The sequence below is a fragment of the Aliiroseovarius sp. F47248L genome (genome assembly GCF_023016085.1).
Classification (GTDB): domain Bacteria; phylum Pseudomonadota; class Alphaproteobacteria; order Rhodobacterales; family Rhodobacteraceae; genus Aliiroseovarius.
In genome coordinates, this window is record NZ_JALKBF010000001.1 from 1190964 (window position 1) to 1209897 (window position 18934).

Genomic DNA, 18934 nt, shown 5'->3' on the forward strand with positions numbered 1-18934 from the left:
GCCAAATGACTGACAGCTCTACGAAATCGGGCGCATCCCGCCGCGCGTTCCTGAAAGGGGCCGCGGCAACAGGGGCCGCGCTTGGAGCCGCAGGGGCCGCACGGGCCGAAGGTGATCCGCTGATCACCGAGGTGCAGGACTGGGCGAGCGGTTTTGGGGACGGTGTTGATGCAACGCCGTATGGCCTGCCGATTGAGTTCGAAGAAGGCGTGGTGCGGCGCACTGTGGAATGGCTGACGGCGGACACGATCAGCTCGATCAACTTCACGCCCATTCACGCGCTGGACGGCACGATCACCCCGCAGGGCTGTGCGTTTGAACGTCACCACTCGGGTGCGATCACGCTGAAGAAGGAAGACTATCGGTTGATGATCAATGGCATGGTCGATACGCCCTTGGTGTTCAGCTATGCCGATCTTGAGCGTTTCCCGCGCGTTACGCGCACATTCTTTCTGGAATGTGCCGCCAACACCGGCATGGAATGGGCGGGGGCGCAACTGAACGGGGCGCAATACACCCACGGCATGATACACAACATGGAATACACCGGCGTCACCCTGCGCACCTTGCTGGAAGAAGCCGGGCTGGACGCTGCAGGCGATCTGGCAGGCAAGTGGGTTTATGTCGAGGGGGCGGATGCCTCCTCGAATGGCCGGTCAATCCCAATCGAAAAGGCGCTGGATGATTGTTTGGTTGCTTTCAAAGCGAACGGCGAAGCGCTGCGCATGGAACACGGCTATCCCGTGCGTCTTGTCGTGCCCGGTTGGGAAGGCAACATGTGGGTCAAATGGCTGCGCCGGATCGAGGTGATGGACAAGCCGGTGGAAAGCCGGGAAGAGACCTCGAAATACACCGACACGCTGGAAGATGGCACATCGCGCAAGTGGACTTGGACGATGGACGCCAAGTCGATTATCACCAGCCCCAGCCCGCAAATGCCGATCACGCACGGTAAAGGCCCGCTGGTTATCACCGGGCTTGCATGGTCAGGCAACGGCGCGATCACGGCGGTCGATGTCTCACTCGATGGTGGCGTCACGTGGCAAGAGGCGCGGCTGGCCGAACCCGGCAAGCCGATGGCGCTGAGCCGCTTCTATCTGGATATCGACTGGGACGGGTCGGAAATGTTCCTACAGTCGCGCGCGATGGATTCCTCGGGCTATGTGCAGCCCACCAAAACGCAATTGCGCGATGTGCGCGGGTTGAACTCGATCTATCACAACAACGGCATCCAAACTTGGCATGTCAACGCAAACGGGGAGGCGAACAATGTCGAAGTTTCCTAAGTTTCTGATGGCGACCGTCATTGCCACCCTGACAGCCGCCCCCGCGATGGCGGACAAGCTGGGTCTTGGCCGCGCGGCCACCGATGCCGAAGTCGGGGCATGGGATCTGGACTTATTTCCAGATGGATCAAACCTGCCCGAAGGCTCTGGCGATGTGCTGACCGGCGAGACGGTCTTTTCGGAGAACTGTGCGTCTTGCCATGGTGAATTTGCCGAAGGTGTGGACAACTGGCCGAAACTGGCGGGCGGCGAAGACAGTCTGGCGGATGAAGATCCGCTGAAGACGGTGGGGTCTTACTGGCCTTACCTTTCGACCACGTTTGACTATGTGCGCCGTTCAATGCCGTTCGGGTCGGCCCAGACTCTGTCAGACGACGATGTTTACGCGATCGTGGCCTATATACTTTACTCGAACTACTTGGTGGACGAGGACTTCACCTTGTCGAAAGACACCTTTCTGGATGTCGAGATGCCCAATGCGGACGGGTTCATCATCGATGACCGGCCCGAGACCGAGTATGGCAAATTCACCGAGCGCTGCATGAGCGATTGCAAATCCGGCGCGGTCGAAATCACGAAGAACGTCGTTTTCAAAGGCGACCCGAATGCGGGTGCTGATGCGGGCGAGGTGGAAACCACAGCCCCCGCCGCCACGGACGAAGCCGCATCCCCTGCTGACGACAACGAAACCCCTATGGCTGTTGCGTTTGACGCCGACCTTGCTGCCGATGGCGAAAAGGTCTTCAAGAAATGCAAAGCCTGCCACAAGGTGGGTGAGGGTGCGAAAAATGGCGTTGGACCCGCGTTGAACGGTGTCTGGGGTCGAACCGCTGGCACTGTTGACGGCTTCAAATACTCCAAGCCGATGATGGCCGCTGGCGAAGGCGGGTTGGTGTGGGACACGGAAAGCCTGTCGGGCTATCTGGCCAACCCGCGCAACTATCTGAAGGGCAACAAGATGACCTTCGCTGGCTTGAAAAAGGATGCGGATATCGAAGCGATCCTCGAATTTTTGAAATCGCACAGCCAGTAAACGATGAATTCCCCGACCTGGGCGCCGTTGGTTAACAATGGCGCCTTTTTTTCCGACTCTGGTTTGGGGAATGGCCGTGTCTGTGCTAAATTTCCGCAGCAACATATAGGAGGGTCCAATGCGCGTTCTAGCACTTTGTCTTGGCATTCTTGTCTATGTAACCGGTTCGTCCCTAACAGCCGCTGAACTGGGCGATGATGGGCTGCACAAACAGCCTTGGTTCACCGACAGCTTCCTTGAAATGGCCGATGATCTGGCCGAAGCCGGGGCGGATGGCAAAGATCTTCTGATCCTGATCGAACAACAAGGCTGCCCCTATTGCCGCGAGCTGCACGAGGTCAATTTTGCGCGTCAGCAGATCGTGGATCACCTGCGGGAAAATTTCATGGTCGTGCAGTTGAACATGTTCGGCGCGCGCGAGGTCGTCGATTTCGACGGTGAGGCGCTGGAAGAGCGTGATCTGACCGTGAAATGGGGTGTGAACTTCACGCCAACTGTGGTGATATTCCCCTCGGATGCCCCTGATAACAGTTCCGCCCGCGCCGCTGAAGCGTTTCGGATGCCCGGTTACTTCAAGCCATTCCATTTTCTGAAGTCTTTGGAATTTGTCACATCTGATGCCTATCAGGATCAGGTGTTCCAGCGTTACCTTCAGGATGTGTTCCAGCAGATGGACGAGAAGGGCGAAACGCCTGACGTGTGGTGATCGAAAATTCCAGCCAAATGCACGCATCATGATATGAATATTATTGAGTGCGTCAGGTTAACACGTTACGCTTTTTGCATGCGTTGGATTCGACACATTACGACCTGCTTTGCCGCCTTGGCCGTCACAGCGACACCGAGTTTTGCCAACGAGATCGGGGATGCCGACAAGGGCGAGGCCATGTTTCGCGAATGCTCAAGTTGCCATTCCGTTGGGCAAGGGGCGAAAAACCGGGTCGGGCCGCATCTGAACAGTCTTTTCGGCCGTCGCGCGGCCGCGATTGAGGGGTTCAACTACTCCAACGGGCTGACGCGCATGGGCAAAGACGGGCTGGTCTGGGACTTTGATCTGCTGGATCGCTATGTCGAAAACCCCAAAGCCTTCGCGTCGGACACGCGGATGGCGTATAAGGGGTTGAAAGACGCGCAGCAACGCGCTGATTTGCTTGCATTTTTGCGCAGGTATTCCGATGATCCAAGCAACATTCCGGAAGCCGCGCCGACGGCTGCGGGCACCGATCATTCGGTCGACCCCGCCATCCTCGCCATTCAGGGCGACCCGGAATATGGCGAATACCTGTCGTCGGAATGTGTGTCGTGCCATCAGCTGGATGGTGATTATGACGGTATTCCGGGCATTATCGGCTGGCCGGTCGAAGATTTTGTGGTCGCCATGCACGCCTACAAGGACAAGTTCCGGCCCCATCCCGTGATGCAGATGATGGCAGGCCGCCTGTCCAACGAAGAGATTGCCGCCCTGGCCACCTATTTCGCGATGGCCGGTTCATAGGCAGGCAGGCCCGAACGGGCCGGTCAAACGCGAACGGTGCGCGCGGATATCGCACCAAATTGGGAGGAATTCATATGAAACTGAACAGACGTCTTTTCATGGGGGGGGCTGCGGCGGGGGCAGCAGCTGCGACGTTGTCAGCTCCAATGGCGCACGCCTCGACCAACGGCAAACCTAGGGTGGTTGTTATTGGGGGTGGGGCAGGTGGCGCAACAGCCGCGCGCTACATCGCAAAGGATAGCAACGGCGAGATCGACGTGGCGCTGGTCGAGCCCACGCGCAGCTATTACACATGTTTCTTTTCAAACCTTTACATGGCGGGGTTCCGTGAGCTTGGTTCGATTGCGCATAGTTACGGCAAGCTGGCGTCCGAATTTGGCGTGAACGTGGTGCATGACTGGGCGGTCGGGATCGACCGCGAGGCGCGTACGGTCACGCTGGCCGGTGGGGCGACATTGCCCTATGACCGCCTGATCCTGTCGCCCGGCATTGATTTCGTCGATGGCGCGGTCGAGGGCTGGGATGTTACCCAGCAAAACAAGATGCCCCACGCCTATAAGGCCGGGTCGCAGTCCGAGCTTTTGAAGGCGCAGATCGAAGCGATGCCCGAAGGCGGCACCTTTGCCATGGTGGCCCCACCCAACCCGTTCCGCTGCCCGCCGGGGCCGTATGAGCGGATCTCGATGGTGGCGCATATTCTGAAGGAAAAGAACCCGACCGCGAAGATCATCATCGCCGACCCGAAAGAGAAGTTTTCGAAAATGGCTTTGTTTCAGGAAGGTTGGGGTCGGCACTATGACGGCATGATTGACTGGATCGGGCCGGATTTCGGGGGCGGCAACGTCTCGGTCAATCCGGACGCGATGACGCTGACCATCGATGGCGAGGAAACCAAGGTTGATGTCTGCAACGTGATCCCCGCCATGAAGGCCGGGCGTATTTGCGAGATTGCAGGCATCACCGATGGCAATTGGGCACCCGTGAACCCGTACACCATGCAAAGCCGTATGGATGAAAACATCCATGTGCTGGGCGACGCCAGCCATCAGGGCGACATGCCCAAGTCCGGCTTTGCCGCCAACAGTCAGGCCAAGGTGGCAGCGATGGCGGTGCGGTCCGCACTGACGGGGTCGAAGCTGTTCCCGGCCAAGTTCACCAACACCTGTTGGTCGCTGATCGATAGTGATGATGGCGTCAAGGTAGGGGCAAGCTACGAGGCCACCGATGAAAAGATCGCTAAGGTGGATGGGTTTATCAGCCAGACCGGCGAGGATGCTGAACTACGCAAGGCCACCTACGAGGAAAGCATCGGCTGGTATGCCGGGATCACAGCCGACATGTTTGGTTGAACCTGTTGTAAATATTCGCAGCGGGGAATATGTTTTCTGTACGACCGGGGCAGGTGTTCTGCCCCGGCACTGTCAGGGGAAGGTCCGGGTCTTGCCCACTGATCGACGAGGAGCGTCCAATATGAAAAAGCTACTGACTGCCACACTGTCCGCCGTTCTGCTGGCAACGCCAGCCATGGCCGACAACCACGATATGCAGGAAACCGAGCATGCGATCACCTATGCGTTTGAGGGCGACTTTGATGACGCGACTTTCGCGGTCGAAACGGCGATTGTCGGCAAAGGGCTTGTGATCGACTATGTCAGCCACACCGGCGCGATGCTTGAGCGCACAAAAGGCGATGTCGGGTCAGACGTCAAAATCTATGACGCAGCCGATATCTACCTGTTCTGCTCGGCCCAGATCAGCCGTGAAGTGATGGAACCCGATCCCATGAACATCGCATTTTGCCCCTATGGCATCTTCGTGACGGATACCGATGGTGATATCCACGTAGGGTATCGCAAGTATCCCGAGGGTGACATGCAAAAGGTTCAGATGCTGCTTGACGATATCGTGAAAGAAGCTGTGTCCAACTGAATCGCGTCAAATATCTTGAAAAATCAGGCCCCGCGTGTCCGAATGGCAGGCGGGGTTTTGCGTGACGTGGCGAAAGATTAAAAAAAACATTCAATAAAATGAATGTAAGACTTGCTCCTGCCGATATGTGCACTTAACTTAACACGCGAACAAGACATCTGGTGAGGCAGACATGATCGAAACCGAATTTACTCCTTGGGCATCCGCATTCGGGGGGGCACTGATTGGCCTTGCCTCGGTGTTTCTGATGTGGGTGCGTGGCAACGTGTTCGGCGCGACCGGCATTCTGGCAGGGTTTTTGCAGCCCAGCAGTTCGACCGACTGGTCGTGGCGCGCGGCCATTCTGGCGGGGATGCTGACCGGTCCGCTGATCTTTCTGGCGGCAACAGGCGGTTTCCCGGCGATCGAGGTGCCGGTGTCTACCCTGTCGATGATCGTCGGCGGGTTGATCGTCGGCGTCGGCGTCACCTATGGCTCTGGCTGTACGTCGGGGCACGGCGTGTGCGGCATGGCGCGGTTTTCTCCGCGATCCATTGTCGCCACGCTGACCTTCATGGCAGGCACGGCGGTGATGGTCTTTCTGACCCGTCACGTTATCGGGTTGTGAAGGGGGATTAAAATGAAACTTTTTCTGACATATCTGGCAGGCGTCGTCTTTGGGCTTGGGATTGCAATCTCGGGCATGGCAAATCCAGCCAAGGTGCTGAACTTCTTTGATGTGTTCGGGGCATGGGACCCCAGCCTTGCCTTTGTCATGGGGGCGGCCCTTCTGGTGACCGCACCGGGCTACATGCTGGTGTTCAAACGCCCCAAACCCGCCTTCGCCGAAAGCTTCAAACTGCCCGGCACCCGGTTGATCGACCGAAAACTGGTGCTGGGATCGTTCACCTTTGGTCTTGGCTGGGGGCTGGCGGGGTTCTGCCCTGGTGCCGCCTTGCCCGTGATTTCGACCGGGAACCCCTCGGTTTTGATCTTCACGGTTTCAATGGTTGCGGGTTTGTTTCTGGCCCGCTGGATGATCACAAACACCGCGCGCCGCCGCGATGCCGCGCAGGCAAACTAATCATTGGGCGCCGATCGCGCCTGGACAGACTGGAAAGGACAGATCATGAGCGACTATCCCGTCAACACATCCCTCAAACCCGAGGTGAAGGCCTTTTTCGAAGAGGATTCAAACACCATTTCGTATGTGGTCAAAGACCCCGCGTCGAAGGCCTGTGCCGTGATCGACAGTGTGATGGACATCGACTATGCCGCTGGCCGGATCACCCATAACCACGCGGACGAAATTATCGCCTATATCAAGTCCGAAGGGTTGGCGCTTGACTGGGTGATCGAAACCCATGTCCATGCTGACCACCTGTCCGCCGCGCCTTACATACAAGAGCAACTGGGCGGCAAGATCGGTATCGGCAGCCAGATCACCGTTGTGCAGGAGGTGTTCGGCAAGGTCTTCAACGAAGGCACCGAGTTTCAGCGTGACGGCAGTCAGTTTGACCAGTTGTTCGAAGATGGCGACACATACAAGATCGGTACGATGGACGCGTTCGTGATGCATACGCCCGGCCACACCCCCGCTTGCATGGTGCATGTGATCGGCGACGCGGCCTTCGTGGGCGATACGTTGTTCATGCCCGATGGCGGCTCTGCGCGGGCCGATTTCCCTGGTGGGGACGCGGGCGAGCTTTATGACTCGATCCAGAAGGTGCTGGCACTGCCCGATGAAACGCGGCTATTCATGTGCCACGATTACGGGCCGAACGGGCGTGACATTCAGTGGGAAACCACCGTGGCAGAGGAAAAAGCGCATAACATCCATGTGGGTGGTGGCAAGACCAAAGAAGAATTTGTGAAATTCCGCACAGAACGTGATGCCCAATTGGCCATGCCGCGACTGATCATTCCGTCGCTTCAGGTCAATATGCGCGCAGGTGACATGCCGCCCGCGGACGAGGATGGCAAGACCTTCCTGAAAGTGCCCGTTAACACGCTTTAAGATCATGCTTGGAAAGGCAGTTTGATGCAGATGAAGAAACTCGACGACAAGGTGACGGTCGCCCCCCAGATCTCCGCAGGCGACATCCCTGACATCAAGGCGGCGGGCTTCACCGTGGTGATGTGCAACCGACCGGATGGCGAAGAGCCGGGACAGCCCACCTGGGCGGATATCAGGGCAGCCGCCGAAGCGGCAGGTCTGGCGACATCGTTTCTTCCCATGTCGAACCGCGACGACGCCTTTGCGGTGATGAACGAATTTCGGCGTGTGGTCGATACCGCCGCAGGACCCGTTTTCGCCTATTGTCGTTCAGGCGCACGATGCGAAATTCTGTGGATGACAGCGCAGGCAAACGCTTGAATATCTGGGGGTAATCCCCGGCAATACTTAGGAAAAGCTCATGAATTCGAAGCATGATCTGGCGGCGCGCGGCGCTGCCCTCAGACGCTTTGTACCAATTCTTGATTGGGGCCGACGTTATGATAGCACGACGCTGAGCTCAGATCTGGTGGCGGCGGTGATTGTCACGATCATGCTGATCCCGCAATCGCTGGCCTATGCGCTGCTGGCGGGTCTGCCTGCCGAGATGGGGCTTTATGCCTCGATCCTGCCGCTGGTGGCCTATGCGATCTTTGGCACATCACGCGCCTTGGCGGTGGGTCCAGTGGCAGTGGTCAGCCTGATGACAGCAGCTGCAGTGGGCAATCTGGGGTTAGACAACCCTGCGGATTATGCCCTTGCCGCGATCACGCTGGCCTTTCTGTCTGGCATGATCCTTCTGGTCATGGGCGTGTTCCGTCTGGGCTTTCTGGCGAACTTCCTGAGCCACCCGGTGATCGCGGGGTTCATCACGGCCTCGGGGCTGTTGATTGCCACCAGCCAGTTGAAACACATTTTCGGGATTGAGGCGCACGGGCATTCGTTGTTTGAGCTTCTCGGCTCGCTCCTGTCGCATGTCAGCCAGATCAACCTCGTTACATTTGCCATCGGGGCGGCGTCCGTTGCGTTCCTGTTTTGGGTGCGCAAAGGGTTGAAACCATTGCTCTTGTCGCTTGGTCTTGGCAAGCGACTGGCGGAAATTCTGGCAAAAGCCGGACCGGTGGGTGCGGTGGCGGTTACGACGTTGATCAGTTGGGGGTTTGACCTGCAATCGAAGGGTGTGGCCATCGTGGGGGACGTGCCGCAGGGACTGCCGCCGCTGACATTCCCTAGCTTTGATGCGGACCTTTGGACCAGCCTGTTTGGGTCCGCCTTGCTGATTTCGATCATAGGGTTTGTCGAAAGCATTTCGGTCGCTCAAACACTGGCCGCCAAGAAACGCCAGCGCATCGTGCCGGATCAGGAGCTTGTGGGGTTGGGCGCGTCGAACATCGCGGCGGCCGTGTCGGGCGGTTATCCGGTGACAGGCGGCTTCGCGCGCTCGGTCGTCAACTTTGACGCGGGTGCGGAAACCCCGGCGGCAGGTGCGTTCACCGCGATCGGCATCGCAGGCGCGGCGTTGTTCCTGACGCCGCTTCTGTTCTTCCTGCCCAAGGCCACGCTGGCCGCGACCATCATTGTCGCCGTGCTGAGCCTTGTGGATTTCCACATCCTGAGCGCCACATGGGCCTATCATCGCGCGGATTTCACCGCCGTTCTGGCAACCATCCTGCTGACCCTCAGCTTTGGGGTGGAAATCGGCGTCTCGACAGGCGTGATCCTGTCCATCGTGCTGTATCTTTACAAAACCTCGCGGCCTCATATTGCCGAGGTCGGATTGGTCCCCGGCACCCAGCATTTCCGTAACATCAACCGCCACAAGGTTCTGACCCACCCGGAACTGGTGACGCTACGGCTGGACGAGAACCTCTATTTCGCCAACGCGCGGTTTATCGAGGACTACCTGCTGGCCCGCGTCGCGAAAGGCGGCATCAAGCATGTGGTGCTGATGTGCTCTGCGGTGAACGAGATCGACCTGTCCGCGCTGGAAACGCTGGAAGAACTGAACCGGCAATTGGGCGACGCTGGCATCACGCTTAGCTTGTCCGAGGTCAAAGGCCCAGTGATGGATCGACTGATGCGAACGCATTTTGTCGAAAACCTGACCGGTTGTGTGTATCTGACCCAGTTTGCAGCCATGCGGGCGTTGGGGCAGGTGAACGGTGCTGTGCCGATCAAGTCGGGGCAGGGCGACGCTGCGTAACTCTGGTTGACTGTCAGGATTTATTGAACGCTTGTGCAATTCTTGCTATGTCGCTGCAGACCATAAACGGAGGGCTTGCCATGCAAATCACTGAAAACACCGTTGCCGTCGTCACCGGGGGTGCGTCCGGGTTGGGCGGCGCTGTGGCACAGGCGTTGGCAACTGCCGGGGCGAAGGTTGGTATCTTTGACCTGAACGAAGACGCCGGGCAGGCGATGGCCGACAAGATTGGCGGCACATTTGCCAAGGTGGACGTTTCCGATCCCGCATCGGTGGCTGAAGGGTTCAAAATCCTGCGCGCGGCCCATGGTCAAGAGCATGTCTTGGTCAATTGTGCAGGTATCGCACCTGCCTCAAAAACGCAATCGAAGGGCGAACCGCACGATCCCAACGTTTTCACCAAAACCATCGGCGTAAACCTGATCGGTACCTTCAATTGTGCCAGCCAAGCGGCGGCAGGCATGTCGCAATCCGACCCGGTGACCGATGACGGCGAACGTGGCGTGATCGTCAATACGGCTTCGATCGCGGCGTTTGATGGGCAGATCGGGCAACTGGCCTATGCCGCATCAAAAGGCGGCGTCGTTGGAATGACCCTGCCCATGGCACGCGACCTGATGCGCGACGGCATCCGCGTGATGACCATTGCGCCGGGTATCTTCAAAACACCAATGGTTGCAGGGCTGCCGCAAGAGGTACAAGACAGCCTTGGCGCCCAAGTCCCGTTCCCGTCACGCCTTGGCGATCCGGCAGAATACGCTGCCACGGTGCGCCACATCGTTGAAAACAGCATGTTGAACGGAGAAGTCATCCGGTTGGACGGTGCAATCCGCATGGCCCCGCGGTAGAGTTTCGATACGGTTTGATCCTATCTGCGGTCAGTTTCGCGCGGGATTGTTGTTAGGCCCACGTGCGGCAGGTTGACTCGAACAAACTTACGCGCCCTATGCGGAGTGCTTCGCACGAAAAGGGCTACTGCTTGTGACCCTGCGCCGCAAAATCGCCACCCCTGATGCGCCAAAGATTGTCGCAACATATTACAGGGTAGAAATACCGGAGGCACCTCTTCTTGGGCCGACCATGATCGCCAAAATGAAAACAGGACGCTGTTAACGGCGCAAGGTTTCGCCGAAAACCCCGAACGTTCACGGGGTGACGTTTTCGCATTCGAACGTTCCTCGCATTGATTGTTGACGACTGACAGTGGCATCTGGCTTTAACCACGTCATTCCATTATGTAGCGCGCGATGAGCACTAACAATGACATAACCCACGCCGCGCGCCTTTCGATCGCCCCCATGATGGATTGGATGGGTGATCCCTGAAGGGCCTTGTTTTGTTGGTGTTGTGAAAACTGGCGGTTTTTTGTAGCACTGAATGTAGCACCAAGAATGACTCCGGATTTGAGCCCCGGGAACTGAGCGCTTCGGGCCTCATAACCGGGTCAGAAGATAGCGGCAAGTTTCGGTGTCAAATCCTGTAATTCGATAACCCTTTGAAAATGCCGTGGTCAGTGCCTCGCGCACGCGCAACCGTTCGGCAATCGCCTTGTCCAAATCTGTGGACAATAGCCTATCTAAATCATTAGGAACGTCCACTTCCAGGCAGCTTTCGGAAGGTGCCGAGAGAGCTGCGTCGACCCCATTCGTGCCTTTCGCCAACGCCTCGACATGGGGCGCATTCAACGCCCAGTCAGCCACCAGGCGGTCTGAGGCGACGCCAGCGTTGATGCCCTCCATCTGGCCGTAGTAATCCTCGTGATATGTTCTGGCTGTGGCACCAAGGCGCGTGATGTTCAGCCCTGCATTGATGCGACGCAGTGGATCATAGGTCCAGCGCACCAAAGTGATACCCCGCGAAAGGCACCAGTCGCGCTGAAACCATTTCAGCTTCATCCCCAGTCCCATGCCACGACTGTCAGGATGCACGGCGAGCCGGTGCGAATGTTGAATATGCGCCTGCGAGGTCGGAAAACCGAAAAGGAATCCCAGCATCCGCCCATCTTTGAACGCGCCCGCTACCAGCCCACCTTCGTGTTGGATTGCAAGCATAAGGTCGGAGTTGTCGGGCGGGTCGTCCTCCCCCCAAACGGTTTTCTGGAAATGTTCCGAGTCTTTGAGTTCTGCAACACCCGACAGTTCTCGCAGCACCAGGCCCTCGTTCTGAATGTTCATGTCTGGATCTCCTCGACATGGTCGGTGACGGTTGCAAGGAAATCGTAGTCCAACGTGACGCCGATGCCGGGTCCATTTGTGGGCACCGGCATCTGGCCGTTCGCGGCTTCGAGCGGTTCGTTGATGATATCGCGTTTGAAATAGCGGCTGGCGCTGGAAGTGTCGCCGGGCTTGGTGAAGTTCGCTAACGTCGCCAGATGGATGTTGTGTGCGCGGCCAATGCCGCTTTCCAGCATCCCGCCACACCAGACCGGCGCATCAAAGGCAGCGCAGGTGTCATGGATGGCGCGAGCGGCCATAAAGCCACCGACGCGGCCCACTTTTATGTTGATGACCCTCGCGGCACCGATTTCCAAGGCAACGCGCGCATCCTTGGCGCTTTTGATGCTTTCATCCAGACAAATGGTGGTCTTGACCAACTGTTGCAGTTTGGCATGATCGTGGATGTCGTCAAAGGCGAGGGGTTGTTCGATATAATCCAGCGCGAACTCATCCAGAGCCCGAAGCACAGGCGTATCAGAGAGAGTATAGTCCGTATTTGCATCCACCGTGAGTTTGATGTCGGGGTGGGCGGCGCGCACTGCTGCTACAATCTTTACGTCATGGCCCTGCGCGACCTTCAGTTTAGTGCGCTTATAACCCTGTGCGACGGCTTCATCGACGCGCTCAAGCGTTTTTTCAATCGGCGCAATGCCAAGGCTTACGCCGACATCAACATGATCACGAACCCCGCCAAGCGCGGCTTTCAGTGGAAGGTTCAGGGTTTTGGCCCAGAGATCCCAGAATGCCATTTCCACCACCGCCTTGGCCATGCGGTTTCCTCGCCACGGCGAAAGGATTTGCTCCAGCTCGTAAGGTGTCGCAAAGCGCTTCCCGACGATCTGCGGCAACAGCACATCGCGTAGAAACGCCATGGCACTGGGAATGGTTTCCTCCAGATAATCGGGTGTCGGGTCCATGACGCCTTCGGCCACGCCCTCCAACCCTTCGCCTTTGAGCACAAGCAGGGGGAAAGTCTTGCCGGTCATGGTGCCGGTCGAGATTACAAATGGGATCAGCAGCGGCAGGCTGACGATGCGCAGCTCAGCGGCCTCGATCAGGACGCCCGGACGGTGCGCAGGGTGTGAATGCAGCATCTAATTTGTCTTTCGTTCGAGTAGGGGCTTACATCACCTTGGCGATAAAGCGCTGGAATTCTTCGGTTTTGGGATTGGCGAACATCTCGGCCGGCGGGCCTTGTTCCGCGATGTGGCCTTCGTGCAGGAACACCACTTCGGAGGACACCTCGCGGGCAAATCCCATCTCATGCGTGACGACGATCATGGTGCGCCCCTCGGCGGCCAGATCCTGCATGACCTTCAAAACCTCGCCCACCAGTTCAGGGTCCAGCGCAGACGTGGGTTCGTCAAACAGGATTGCGTCGGGTTCCATCGCCAAGGCGCGCGCGATAGCAACCCGCTGTTGCTGACCGCCAGAAAGCTGCGAAGGATACATGTCCATCCGTTCTTCCAGCCCGACGCGTTTCAGCAAGGCTTCGGCCTTGTCGCGTGCCTCGGCTTTGGTTTCGCGTTTGACCTGAAGGGGGCCTTCCATCACGTTTTCCAGAACTGTGCGGTGAGTCCATAAGTTAAATTGCTGAAAAACCATACCGAGATGGCTTCGGATTTCCTCGATATGACGCGTGTTCTGCGGCTTGCCATTTTTGACCAGCACTTCTTCGCCATGCACGGTGACTTTACCCGAAGTCGGGATTTCTAAAAAATTCAGGCAACGCAGAAACGTGCTCTTGCCTGATCCGGACGAGCCAAGGATCGAGATCACGTCATGTTTGCGGGCCTCAAGCGAGATGCCCTTGAGGACTTCGAGACTACCAAAGGATTTGTGAATGTCCTCGGCTTTCAGAATAAGTTCCGGCTGGGTCATGCTTGGGATTCCTTCACGGTCTGCGCATTGGCACGCGGTTTTCCGGGGCGGTCGATATGGCGGCTGAGACGGCGTTCGGCCTGCCGCCAGAGCAGGACGAAAATGGCGGTGATGCACAGATAGATCAGCGCCGCCCACAGGTAGACCGAGAAATCGAAGCTGCGCGAGAAGATCTGGCGCGTGCGTCCCATCAGGTCGAAGACGGTCACGATGCTGGCCAGCGCGCTGGCTTTCATCAGCAGGATCACCTCGTTGCCAAGCGCCGGCCATGCAATGCGGTAGGCGTGAGGGAACACCACACGGCGCAGGGTGCGGGTGCGGCTCATGCCGATCGCCTTGGCGGCTTCGATTTCGCCTTGTGGCACGCCCATGATGCCACCGCGCAGGATCTCGGTCTGATAGGCGGTAGAATTCAGCGCAAAGGCCAGAAGCGCGCAGTTGAACGGATCACGAAAGAAGGTCCAAAGGCCCCATTCCTGCAGAAACGGGCGAAACTGGCCCGACCCATAGAAGATCAGGAACAACTGCGCCAGAATTGGTGTCCCGCGCATGAACGAGATGTAAAGGCGCAGCGGTGCTTGTGCGATGGGCGAGGCCTGCACCCGGACCAGGGCAAAGAACGGCGACACCATACCGGCAATCAGCGCACCCAGCAGGGTCAGCTTGATCGTCATCAGTGTGCCATCCAGCAGGCGCGGCCAGTATTGGAGGAAAATGTCCATCGGGTTCATCTCAGGCCCTCCGGATGCCGCGATTGGCGCGGCGTTCCATATGCGCCAGCACAATCTCTGACAGCACACACATGGCCCAATAGATCAGGCACGCAGCAAGGTAGAAGGTGAACGGCTGTTTGGTCACGCCCACCGCCACCTTGGTCATGCGCATCAGATCACTCAGCGCGATGACAGAAACAAGCGCGGTGTCTTTCAGCATGTTGATCCACAGGTTGCCCAATCCCGGCAGCGCAAATCGCCACAGTTGCGGCAACTGTATGCGGCGAAAGATTTGCGCGTCAGTCATTCCGATTGCGCGCCCGGCTTCGGTCTGGCCGACATCGAGCGAATTGAATGCCCCGCGCAGCACTTCACCCGCAAAGGCACCGAACACCATGCCAAGCGCCACAACTCCGGCGGCAAAGGGACTGAAGTCAATGAACGTGGCGTCGGGGTTCCACCACTTCAGGGCTGCATTCAGCAGCAGTCCAACGCCGTTGTAGACAACAAACAATGTCAGGATTTCCGGCAAGCCGCGCATGACGGTGGTGTAACCAAAGCCAATGGCACGCAATGCACTCAGCTTTGACATGGATGCAAAGGCCGCGAGGAAGCCCAGGCAAAGCCCGACAGGTAGCGTGACGATCGCCAGTTGCACCGTGATCGCCAGCCCCCGAAGGATTTCGTCCCCCCAGCCGGTATCGCCGTATGAGAATAGTTCAAACATGGATTACCCTTTTTACTGGGAGGACGGGGGAGTTTACTTCATCGTGTAGACGTCAATGTCGAAATATTTGTCGTTGATCGCTTTGTAGGTGCCGTCAGCGCGGATTTCGGCCAATGCGGCGTTCAGCTTTTCGCGCAGATCGTCGTCTTCCTGACGCACAGCGATGCCCACGCCTTCGCCGACAAAGGCCGGATCGGTAATAGGCTCACCGGCCAGTTCGCAACAGCCGCCATCGTCGGACTTGGTGGTCCAGTCCAGCATTGGCAGCATGTCACCGACCTGCATGTCGATACGACCGCTGGCCATGTCCAGGTTCACCTCATCCTGCGTTGGATAAAGGCGGATATCGGCATCGGGGTAGGTGGCCTCGATGAAGTCGGCCTGGGTGGTGCCCGATTGCGCGCCGATCACCTTGCCCGACAGGGCGTCATTGGTGAATTCGGTGATGCCCGCGCCCTTGGGCACGACATGGGTCATCGCCGCAAGATAGTAAGGATCGGTGAAATCCACCTGCTTCTTGCGCTCTTCAGTGATGAACATCGAAGCGATGATGAAATCGTATTTGTTGGCCAGCAGACCGGGGATGATCCCGTCCCAGTCCTGCGCAACCAGATCGCATTCGACGCCGATGCGTTTGCACAGCTCCAACCCGATCTCGACGTCGAACCCGGCGATCTTGCCATCGGCTTCGATGTAGTTGAACGGAGGGTATGCCCCCTCGGTCCCAAGTCGCAGGGTCTCTGCGGATGCAGTTTGCGCTGCAGTTGCGACAAGTATGGCTGACGCCAGTATGTTTCTGAGTTTCATTTGGTTTCCTCCCTTTGGATTTCTGTTTTCTTCATTTTGCGATGGTTGCGACCGGGTCACCGACATGGCCGGTAATGCTGCCGTAAAGCTTGGCAAACCGGCTCAGGCGGTCTTCGACGGCGGGCCCGAGCTCCATGCAGACGCTATTGATCAAAAGGTTTGACAGGCTTGCCATCTGCGCTGTGGAATCCCAGAACTGGTTGAACTGGGTGGGCACAACAAAGACTTCGTCAGCGGTGTCCCGCGCCCAGTCGCAAAACAGGTCGGTGACAATGGTCACCGGAACGCCGGCGGCTTGCGCCTCCTGTGCCAGCACCTTGGCCATCCGGGAATACCGGCGCGCCTCGAAGATCACCAGGCAGGCGTCTTGATCGGAGGCCAGCACTTCGGCGAAGTTGCCACTCGCCAGATCAAGCAGCATCACGCGGTCTCTCAGGTATTGCATCTGGTTGGCAAAATACTGCGCCAACCCACGTTCGGTCTGGAAGCCCGCCACATACACATTGGCTGTGTGGGCCAGCCGGTCGACCACGCTCTGCCATTCTGGTGTTCCGACATATTCATAGATCCGCACCACCGCAGCGATTTCCATTTCCATGGCGTCAGTCAGATCGGTTTTGTCCTTGCGGGCACTGCTTTGCATCTCGTTCAGCCGGTCGCTCACCAGCCAGGGGTGGTCTCCCAGATCTGCTTTCAGATGCTCTTTGAGGTCTTTGAAGCTTTTATATCCGACCGAGCGACAGAATCGCCCAACCGTGGCCTCACTCACCTCAACCTTTGCCGCAAGGCTTGCCGCAGTCTCAAAAGGAACCTCAGCCAATGCGCCTAACATATAGTTTGCAATGGATTTATCGGCTTTGGATCCTGTCTTGATTGCATTAGATAATCTGGAGCGAACGGGGAGTGGCAAGGGCAAACCTTCTGAGTAGGGCAGTCTGGACTTTAGGTAACATTGAAAGTTTTCTGACTTTACGTCAAGAATTTAAAAAAACTGTCATTTCCGAATGTCTGTATTGAGGCCGGAAGGCATTTGGGCCCTTAGCAATTTTTCCGCATCGGAAATGCCGTAAATACGGAGGCGGCTTCACACAGCTGGTAACCATGGTTTTCCCGGTGTTTCACTGGACGCATAGGCGAGATCCGGTTTCCCTAATTCCGAGCGATACGTTCTCAGGTGCGCGAAATTCCGAACGCGACACGGTGCAAGAAAAGCTACCTTGGCGAGGTATCCGGTGAGTATTCTGCCATTTTGAACATTGCGGTTGCGCGCCTGTCTTGGATGTATCGCGCCAAGTGGGTTAAGGGGATGTTACTTGAGCGGAGGGCTTTCAAGCGTTCAACTGGGAGGTCGATCTGAAGCGACCCCTTGTTGATCTTTCGCTCAAGAGCTTCCGGTTCAATTCCAAAATACTCCCTTGCCATCTGGCGGAAAGGGATCTCTTCCTGCCCATCATGGCGGGCCAATAGCAACATCAGTGTCGTCATGGTCGTCTCAGTGTCCCATCAGCTTCAGTTCTTTCTCGGCGGCAGCACGGCGCGTGTCGATGTAATCCGCAAGGTCAGTCAGGTGAACACCCTTTGCGCACTTCTGGCTGTCTTCCATGGTTACCAGCGGGAGAGGAATATCCCCCTTGCGGATCTTTTCATGGAATTTACCGACAGACAGGTTGAACCAGTCTGCTGCAACCGCTTCGGAAGGGATGATCGGGCGGGCGTTATACATGGCCATCATCATGATTGCTGTGTTCATTTAGTTTTCCTCGAATGCGACCGCGCGGAACACGGTTATTGTTGTTGCAAAAACTGGCACCTTGTGGCGACAGTTTTGAGAAAATGGCTCATTCGCAAAAACGCAGAAGAAATTTTTTGGAGTTCGAGAACCCATAAAACGAGGTGATCTCAAAACTTGGGGGCAGGGGTCATATGCCCGCCAGCAGTCTATCAGTTTGCCGTATCGCTGCGACCTTGTCTTCGAGCGCACGCTGAGCCGCGCGGAATTGGCGCCAACGCCACGCGAGATTGATCAGGTCGATGACTTTAGTATCGTAGATGTGCTCCGTCTCGATATCTGTAGCCATTGCACGATCACCGAGGCCCTCTCGAAATTCGTTGGTAAACCGACGGATCTGATCACCGAGCACTTCGATGCGATCGTCATCGATGTCCTGCAGTCCGCAACGGTCGGTCAGCTTTTGAAGCAGATCTAACGTCAGCTGTTTTGTGCTGCCCCGCGGAACCAAGCCCGCTGTGTGCCATTCTTGTGCCAGCAGGCGACCGTGGGTGATTGCATTGAGCGTCCGATCGTGGAGTTCGCGTTCCGTCTTTTCGTCCATAAAGAGTCCTCCGGAGGTGAGACCGCGTTATGTGGCCTCTCAAGACGCGGGCAGTGGGAGCTGCTGCCAGCGGGTGCGTTCTGGCGGCGAAAATGATGCCAGACTGGGGGGAGGCCAGCGTTTCCCGAGCCGGCCACTCACCTCCGACCCGGGATCACTTCACTCACACAATGGAACCAACTTTGTTCGGTTCCCGAGGGGCTTGCGTTTCCGGTCGCGCCCTCACCAAGAGGGGCGTGATCGAAACGGCAAGCATCTCGGCGGTTTTCATCCCCTCTTCGCGCATGGCTTTGCTCTCCGGCGGACAGGTCTATGGTGGTGCTGTGGCTGCGGGCT

22 protein-coding genes and 1 pseudogene are annotated in these 18934 nt (G+C 57.4%); 12 read left to right on the plus strand and 11 right to left on the minus strand.

What is annotated here, in order from left to right; translation table 11 throughout:
• Positions 1–5 precede the first annotated feature (5 nt).
• The 12 genes from soxC (at position 6) to MWU51_RS05975 (ending at position 10769) form a co-directional block, all read left to right on the plus strand.
• Positions 6–1286 (plus strand): sulfite dehydrogenase, encoded by a 1281-nt coding sequence (soxC, locus tag MWU51_RS05920; RefSeq protein WP_247035598.1) that lies wholly within the window; start codon positions 6–8, stop codon positions 1284–1286.
• Positions 1270–2319, plus strand: a complete 1050-nt coding sequence (locus MWU51_RS05925; protein WP_247035599.1) for a c-type cytochrome — start codon at positions 1270–1272, stop codon at positions 2317–2319. The genes soxC and MWU51_RS05925 overlap by 17 nt, the downstream gene beginning before the upstream one ends.
• A 118-nt stretch (positions 2320–2437) precedes the next feature.
• Positions 2438–3025, plus strand: coding sequence for a thioredoxin family protein (locus tag MWU51_RS05930; RefSeq protein WP_247035601.1), 588 nt, complete (start codon positions 2438–2440; stop codon positions 3023–3025).
• Positions 3026–3103: 78 nt separating this feature from the next.
• Entirely contained in the window at positions 3104–3814 is a 711-nt protein-coding gene (locus tag MWU51_RS05935; protein WP_247035606.1) for a c-type cytochrome, read from the plus strand.
• 74 nt (positions 3815–3888) lie between these two features.
• Positions 3889–5163, plus strand: coding sequence for an NAD(P)/FAD-dependent oxidoreductase (locus MWU51_RS05940; protein ID WP_247035607.1), 1275 nt, complete (start codon positions 3889–3891; stop codon positions 5161–5163).
• 121 nt (positions 5164–5284) lie between these two features.
• Complete coding sequence (locus MWU51_RS05945; protein WP_247035608.1) at positions 5285–5743, plus strand: DUF302 domain-containing protein; 459 nt, start codon at positions 5285–5287, stop codon at positions 5741–5743.
• A 172-nt stretch (positions 5744–5915) separates the two neighbouring features.
• A complete protein-coding gene (locus tag MWU51_RS05950; protein ID WP_247035609.1) occupies positions 5916–6350 on the plus strand; it encodes a YeeE/YedE thiosulfate transporter family protein in 435 nt (144 codons plus the stop codon).
• Positions 6351–6362: 12 nt separating this feature from the next.
• The gene (locus MWU51_RS05955) at positions 6363–6806 is read left to right on the plus strand and encodes a YeeE/YedE family protein (RefSeq protein WP_247035610.1); all 444 of its coding nucleotides are present in this window, start codon (positions 6363–6365) and stop codon (positions 6804–6806) included.
• A 45-nt stretch (positions 6807–6851) separates the two neighbouring features.
• Complete coding sequence (locus MWU51_RS05960) at positions 6852–7739, plus strand: MBL fold metallo-hydrolase (protein WP_247035611.1); 888 nt, start codon at positions 6852–6854, stop codon at positions 7737–7739.
• A 30-nt stretch (positions 7740–7769) separates the two neighbouring features.
• Entirely contained in the window at positions 7770–8099 is a 330-nt protein-coding gene (locus tag MWU51_RS05965) for a TIGR01244 family sulfur transferase (RefSeq protein ID WP_247035613.1), read from the plus strand.
• A 40-nt stretch (positions 8100–8139) separates the two neighbouring features.
• Positions 8140–9921, plus strand: coding sequence for a sulfate permease (gene sulP, locus MWU51_RS05970; protein ID WP_247035615.1), 1782 nt, complete (start codon positions 8140–8142; stop codon positions 9919–9921).
• Between the two features lie 80 nt (positions 9922–10001).
• Positions 10002–10769, plus strand: coding sequence for an SDR family NAD(P)-dependent oxidoreductase (locus MWU51_RS05975; RefSeq protein WP_247035617.1), 768 nt, complete (start codon positions 10002–10004; stop codon positions 10767–10769).
• Positions 10770–11354: 585 nt separating this feature from the next.
• On the opposite strand, the gene MWU51_RS05980 is transcribed toward MWU51_RS05975, so the two are convergent.
• The 11 genes and pseudogenes from MWU51_RS05980 to MWU51_RS06030 form a co-directional block, all read right to left on the minus strand.
• Positions 11355–12095: a GNAT family N-acetyltransferase gene (locus MWU51_RS05980; protein WP_247035618.1), complete on the minus strand. Its 741-nt coding sequence runs from the start codon at positions 12093–12095 to the stop codon at positions 11355–11357.
• On the minus strand, positions 12092–13231 hold the full coding sequence (gene menC, locus MWU51_RS05985; protein ID WP_247035619.1) for an o-succinylbenzoate synthase: 1140 nt from the start codon (positions 13229–13231) through the stop codon (positions 12092–12094). The genes MWU51_RS05980 and menC overlap by 4 nt, the downstream gene beginning before the upstream one ends.
• Before the next feature lie 28 nt (positions 13232–13259).
• Positions 13260–14018, minus strand: coding sequence for an amino acid ABC transporter ATP-binding protein (locus MWU51_RS05990; protein WP_247035620.1), 759 nt, complete (start codon positions 14016–14018; stop codon positions 13260–13262).
• A complete protein-coding gene (locus tag MWU51_RS05995; protein WP_247035624.1) occupies positions 14015–14740 on the minus strand; it encodes an ABC transporter permease in 726 nt (241 codons plus the stop codon). Before MWU51_RS05995 ends, MWU51_RS05990 begins: the two co-directional genes overlap by 4 nt.
• A gap of 10 nt (positions 14741–14750) precedes the next feature.
• Positions 14751–15458, minus strand: a complete 708-nt coding sequence (locus MWU51_RS06000; RefSeq protein WP_247035626.1) for an ABC transporter permease — start codon at positions 15456–15458, stop codon at positions 14751–14753.
• A gap of 33 nt (positions 15459–15491) precedes the next feature.
• Positions 15492–16265, minus strand: a complete 774-nt coding sequence (locus MWU51_RS06005) for an ABC transporter substrate-binding protein (RefSeq protein WP_247035628.1) — start codon at positions 16263–16265, stop codon at positions 15492–15494.
• Between the two features lie 31 nt (positions 16266–16296).
• Entirely contained in the window at positions 16297–16929 is a 633-nt protein-coding gene (locus MWU51_RS06010) for an SIS domain-containing protein (RefSeq protein ID WP_247038882.1), read from the minus strand.
• 30 nt (positions 16930–16959) lie between these two features.
• Positions 16960–17181, minus strand: a pseudogene (locus tag MWU51_RS17130) (RpiR family transcriptional regulator); the annotation flags it as partial.
• A 296-nt stretch (positions 17182–17477) separates the two neighbouring features.
• Entirely contained in the window at positions 17478–17750 is a 273-nt protein-coding gene (locus tag MWU51_RS06020) for a pyocin activator PrtN family protein (RefSeq protein ID WP_247035630.1), read from the minus strand.
• 7 nt (positions 17751–17757) lie between these two features.
• The gene (locus tag MWU51_RS06025; RefSeq protein ID WP_247035632.1) at positions 17758–18015 is read right to left on the minus strand and encodes a pyocin activator PrtN family protein; all 258 of its coding nucleotides are present in this window, start codon (positions 18013–18015) and stop codon (positions 17758–17760) included.
• 169 nt (positions 18016–18184) lie between these two features.
• A complete protein-coding gene (locus MWU51_RS06030; protein ID WP_247035633.1) occupies positions 18185–18598 on the minus strand; it encodes a hypothetical protein in 414 nt (137 codons plus the stop codon).
• Positions 18599–18934 lie beyond the last annotated feature (336 nt).

Coding starts and splice junctions, on each gene's coding strand:
- soxC (WP_247035598.1), top strand. CDS start 6: ATGACTGACAGCTCTACGAAATCGGGCGCATCCCGCCGCGCGTTCCTG.
- MWU51_RS05925 (WP_247035599.1), top strand. CDS start 1,270: ATGTCGAAGTTTCCTAAGTTTCTGATGGCGACCGTCATTGCCACCCTG.
- MWU51_RS05930 (WP_247035601.1), top strand. CDS start 2,438: ATGCGCGTTCTAGCACTTTGTCTTGGCATTCTTGTCTATGTAACCGGT.
- MWU51_RS05935 (WP_247035606.1), top strand. CDS start 3,104: ATGCGTTGGATTCGACACATTACGACCTGCTTTGCCGCCTTGGCCGTC.
- MWU51_RS05940 (WP_247035607.1), top strand. CDS start 3,889: ATGAAACTGAACAGACGTCTTTTCATGGGGGGGGCTGCGGCGGGGGCA.
- MWU51_RS05945 (WP_247035608.1), top strand. CDS start 5,285: ATGAAAAAGCTACTGACTGCCACACTGTCCGCCGTTCTGCTGGCAACG.
- MWU51_RS05950 (WP_247035609.1), top strand. CDS start 5,916: ATGATCGAAACCGAATTTACTCCTTGGGCATCCGCATTCGGGGGGGCA.
- MWU51_RS05955 (WP_247035610.1), top strand. CDS start 6,363: ATGAAACTTTTTCTGACATATCTGGCAGGCGTCGTCTTTGGGCTTGGG.
- MWU51_RS05960 (WP_247035611.1), top strand. CDS start 6,852: ATGAGCGACTATCCCGTCAACACATCCCTCAAACCCGAGGTGAAGGCC.
- MWU51_RS05965 (WP_247035613.1), top strand. CDS start 7,770: ATGAAGAAACTCGACGACAAGGTGACGGTCGCCCCCCAGATCTCCGCA.
- sulP (WP_247035615.1), top strand. CDS start 8,140: ATGAATTCGAAGCATGATCTGGCGGCGCGCGGCGCTGCCCTCAGACGC.
- MWU51_RS05975 (WP_247035617.1), top strand. CDS start 10,002: ATGCAAATCACTGAAAACACCGTTGCCGTCGTCACCGGGGGTGCGTCC.
- MWU51_RS05980 (WP_247035618.1), bottom strand. CDS start 12,095: ATGAACATTCAGAACGAGGGCCTGGTGCTGCGAGAACTGTCGGGTGTT.
- menC (WP_247035619.1), bottom strand. CDS start 13,231: ATGCTGCATTCACACCCTGCGCACCGTCCGGGCGTCCTGATCGAGGCC.
- MWU51_RS05990 (WP_247035620.1), bottom strand. CDS start 14,018: ATGACCCAGCCGGAACTTATTCTGAAAGCCGAGGACATTCACAAATCC.
- MWU51_RS05995 (WP_247035624.1), bottom strand. CDS start 14,740: ATGGACATTTTCCTCCAATACTGGCCGCGCCTGCTGGATGGCACACTG.
- MWU51_RS06000 (WP_247035626.1), bottom strand. CDS start 15,458: ATGTTTGAACTATTCTCATACGGCGATACCGGCTGGGGGGACGAAATC.
- MWU51_RS06005 (WP_247035628.1), bottom strand. CDS start 16,265: ATGAAACTCAGAAACATACTGGCGTCAGCCATACTTGTCGCAACTGCA.
- MWU51_RS06020 (WP_247035630.1), bottom strand. CDS start 17,750: ATGACGACACTGATGTTGCTATTGGCCCGCCATGATGGGCAGGAAGAG.
- MWU51_RS06025 (WP_247035632.1), bottom strand. CDS start 18,015: ATGAACACAGCAATCATGATGATGGCCATGTATAACGCCCGCCCGATC.
- MWU51_RS06030 (WP_247035633.1), bottom strand. CDS start 18,598: ATGGACGAAAAGACGGAACGCGAACTCCACGATCGGACGCTCAATGCA.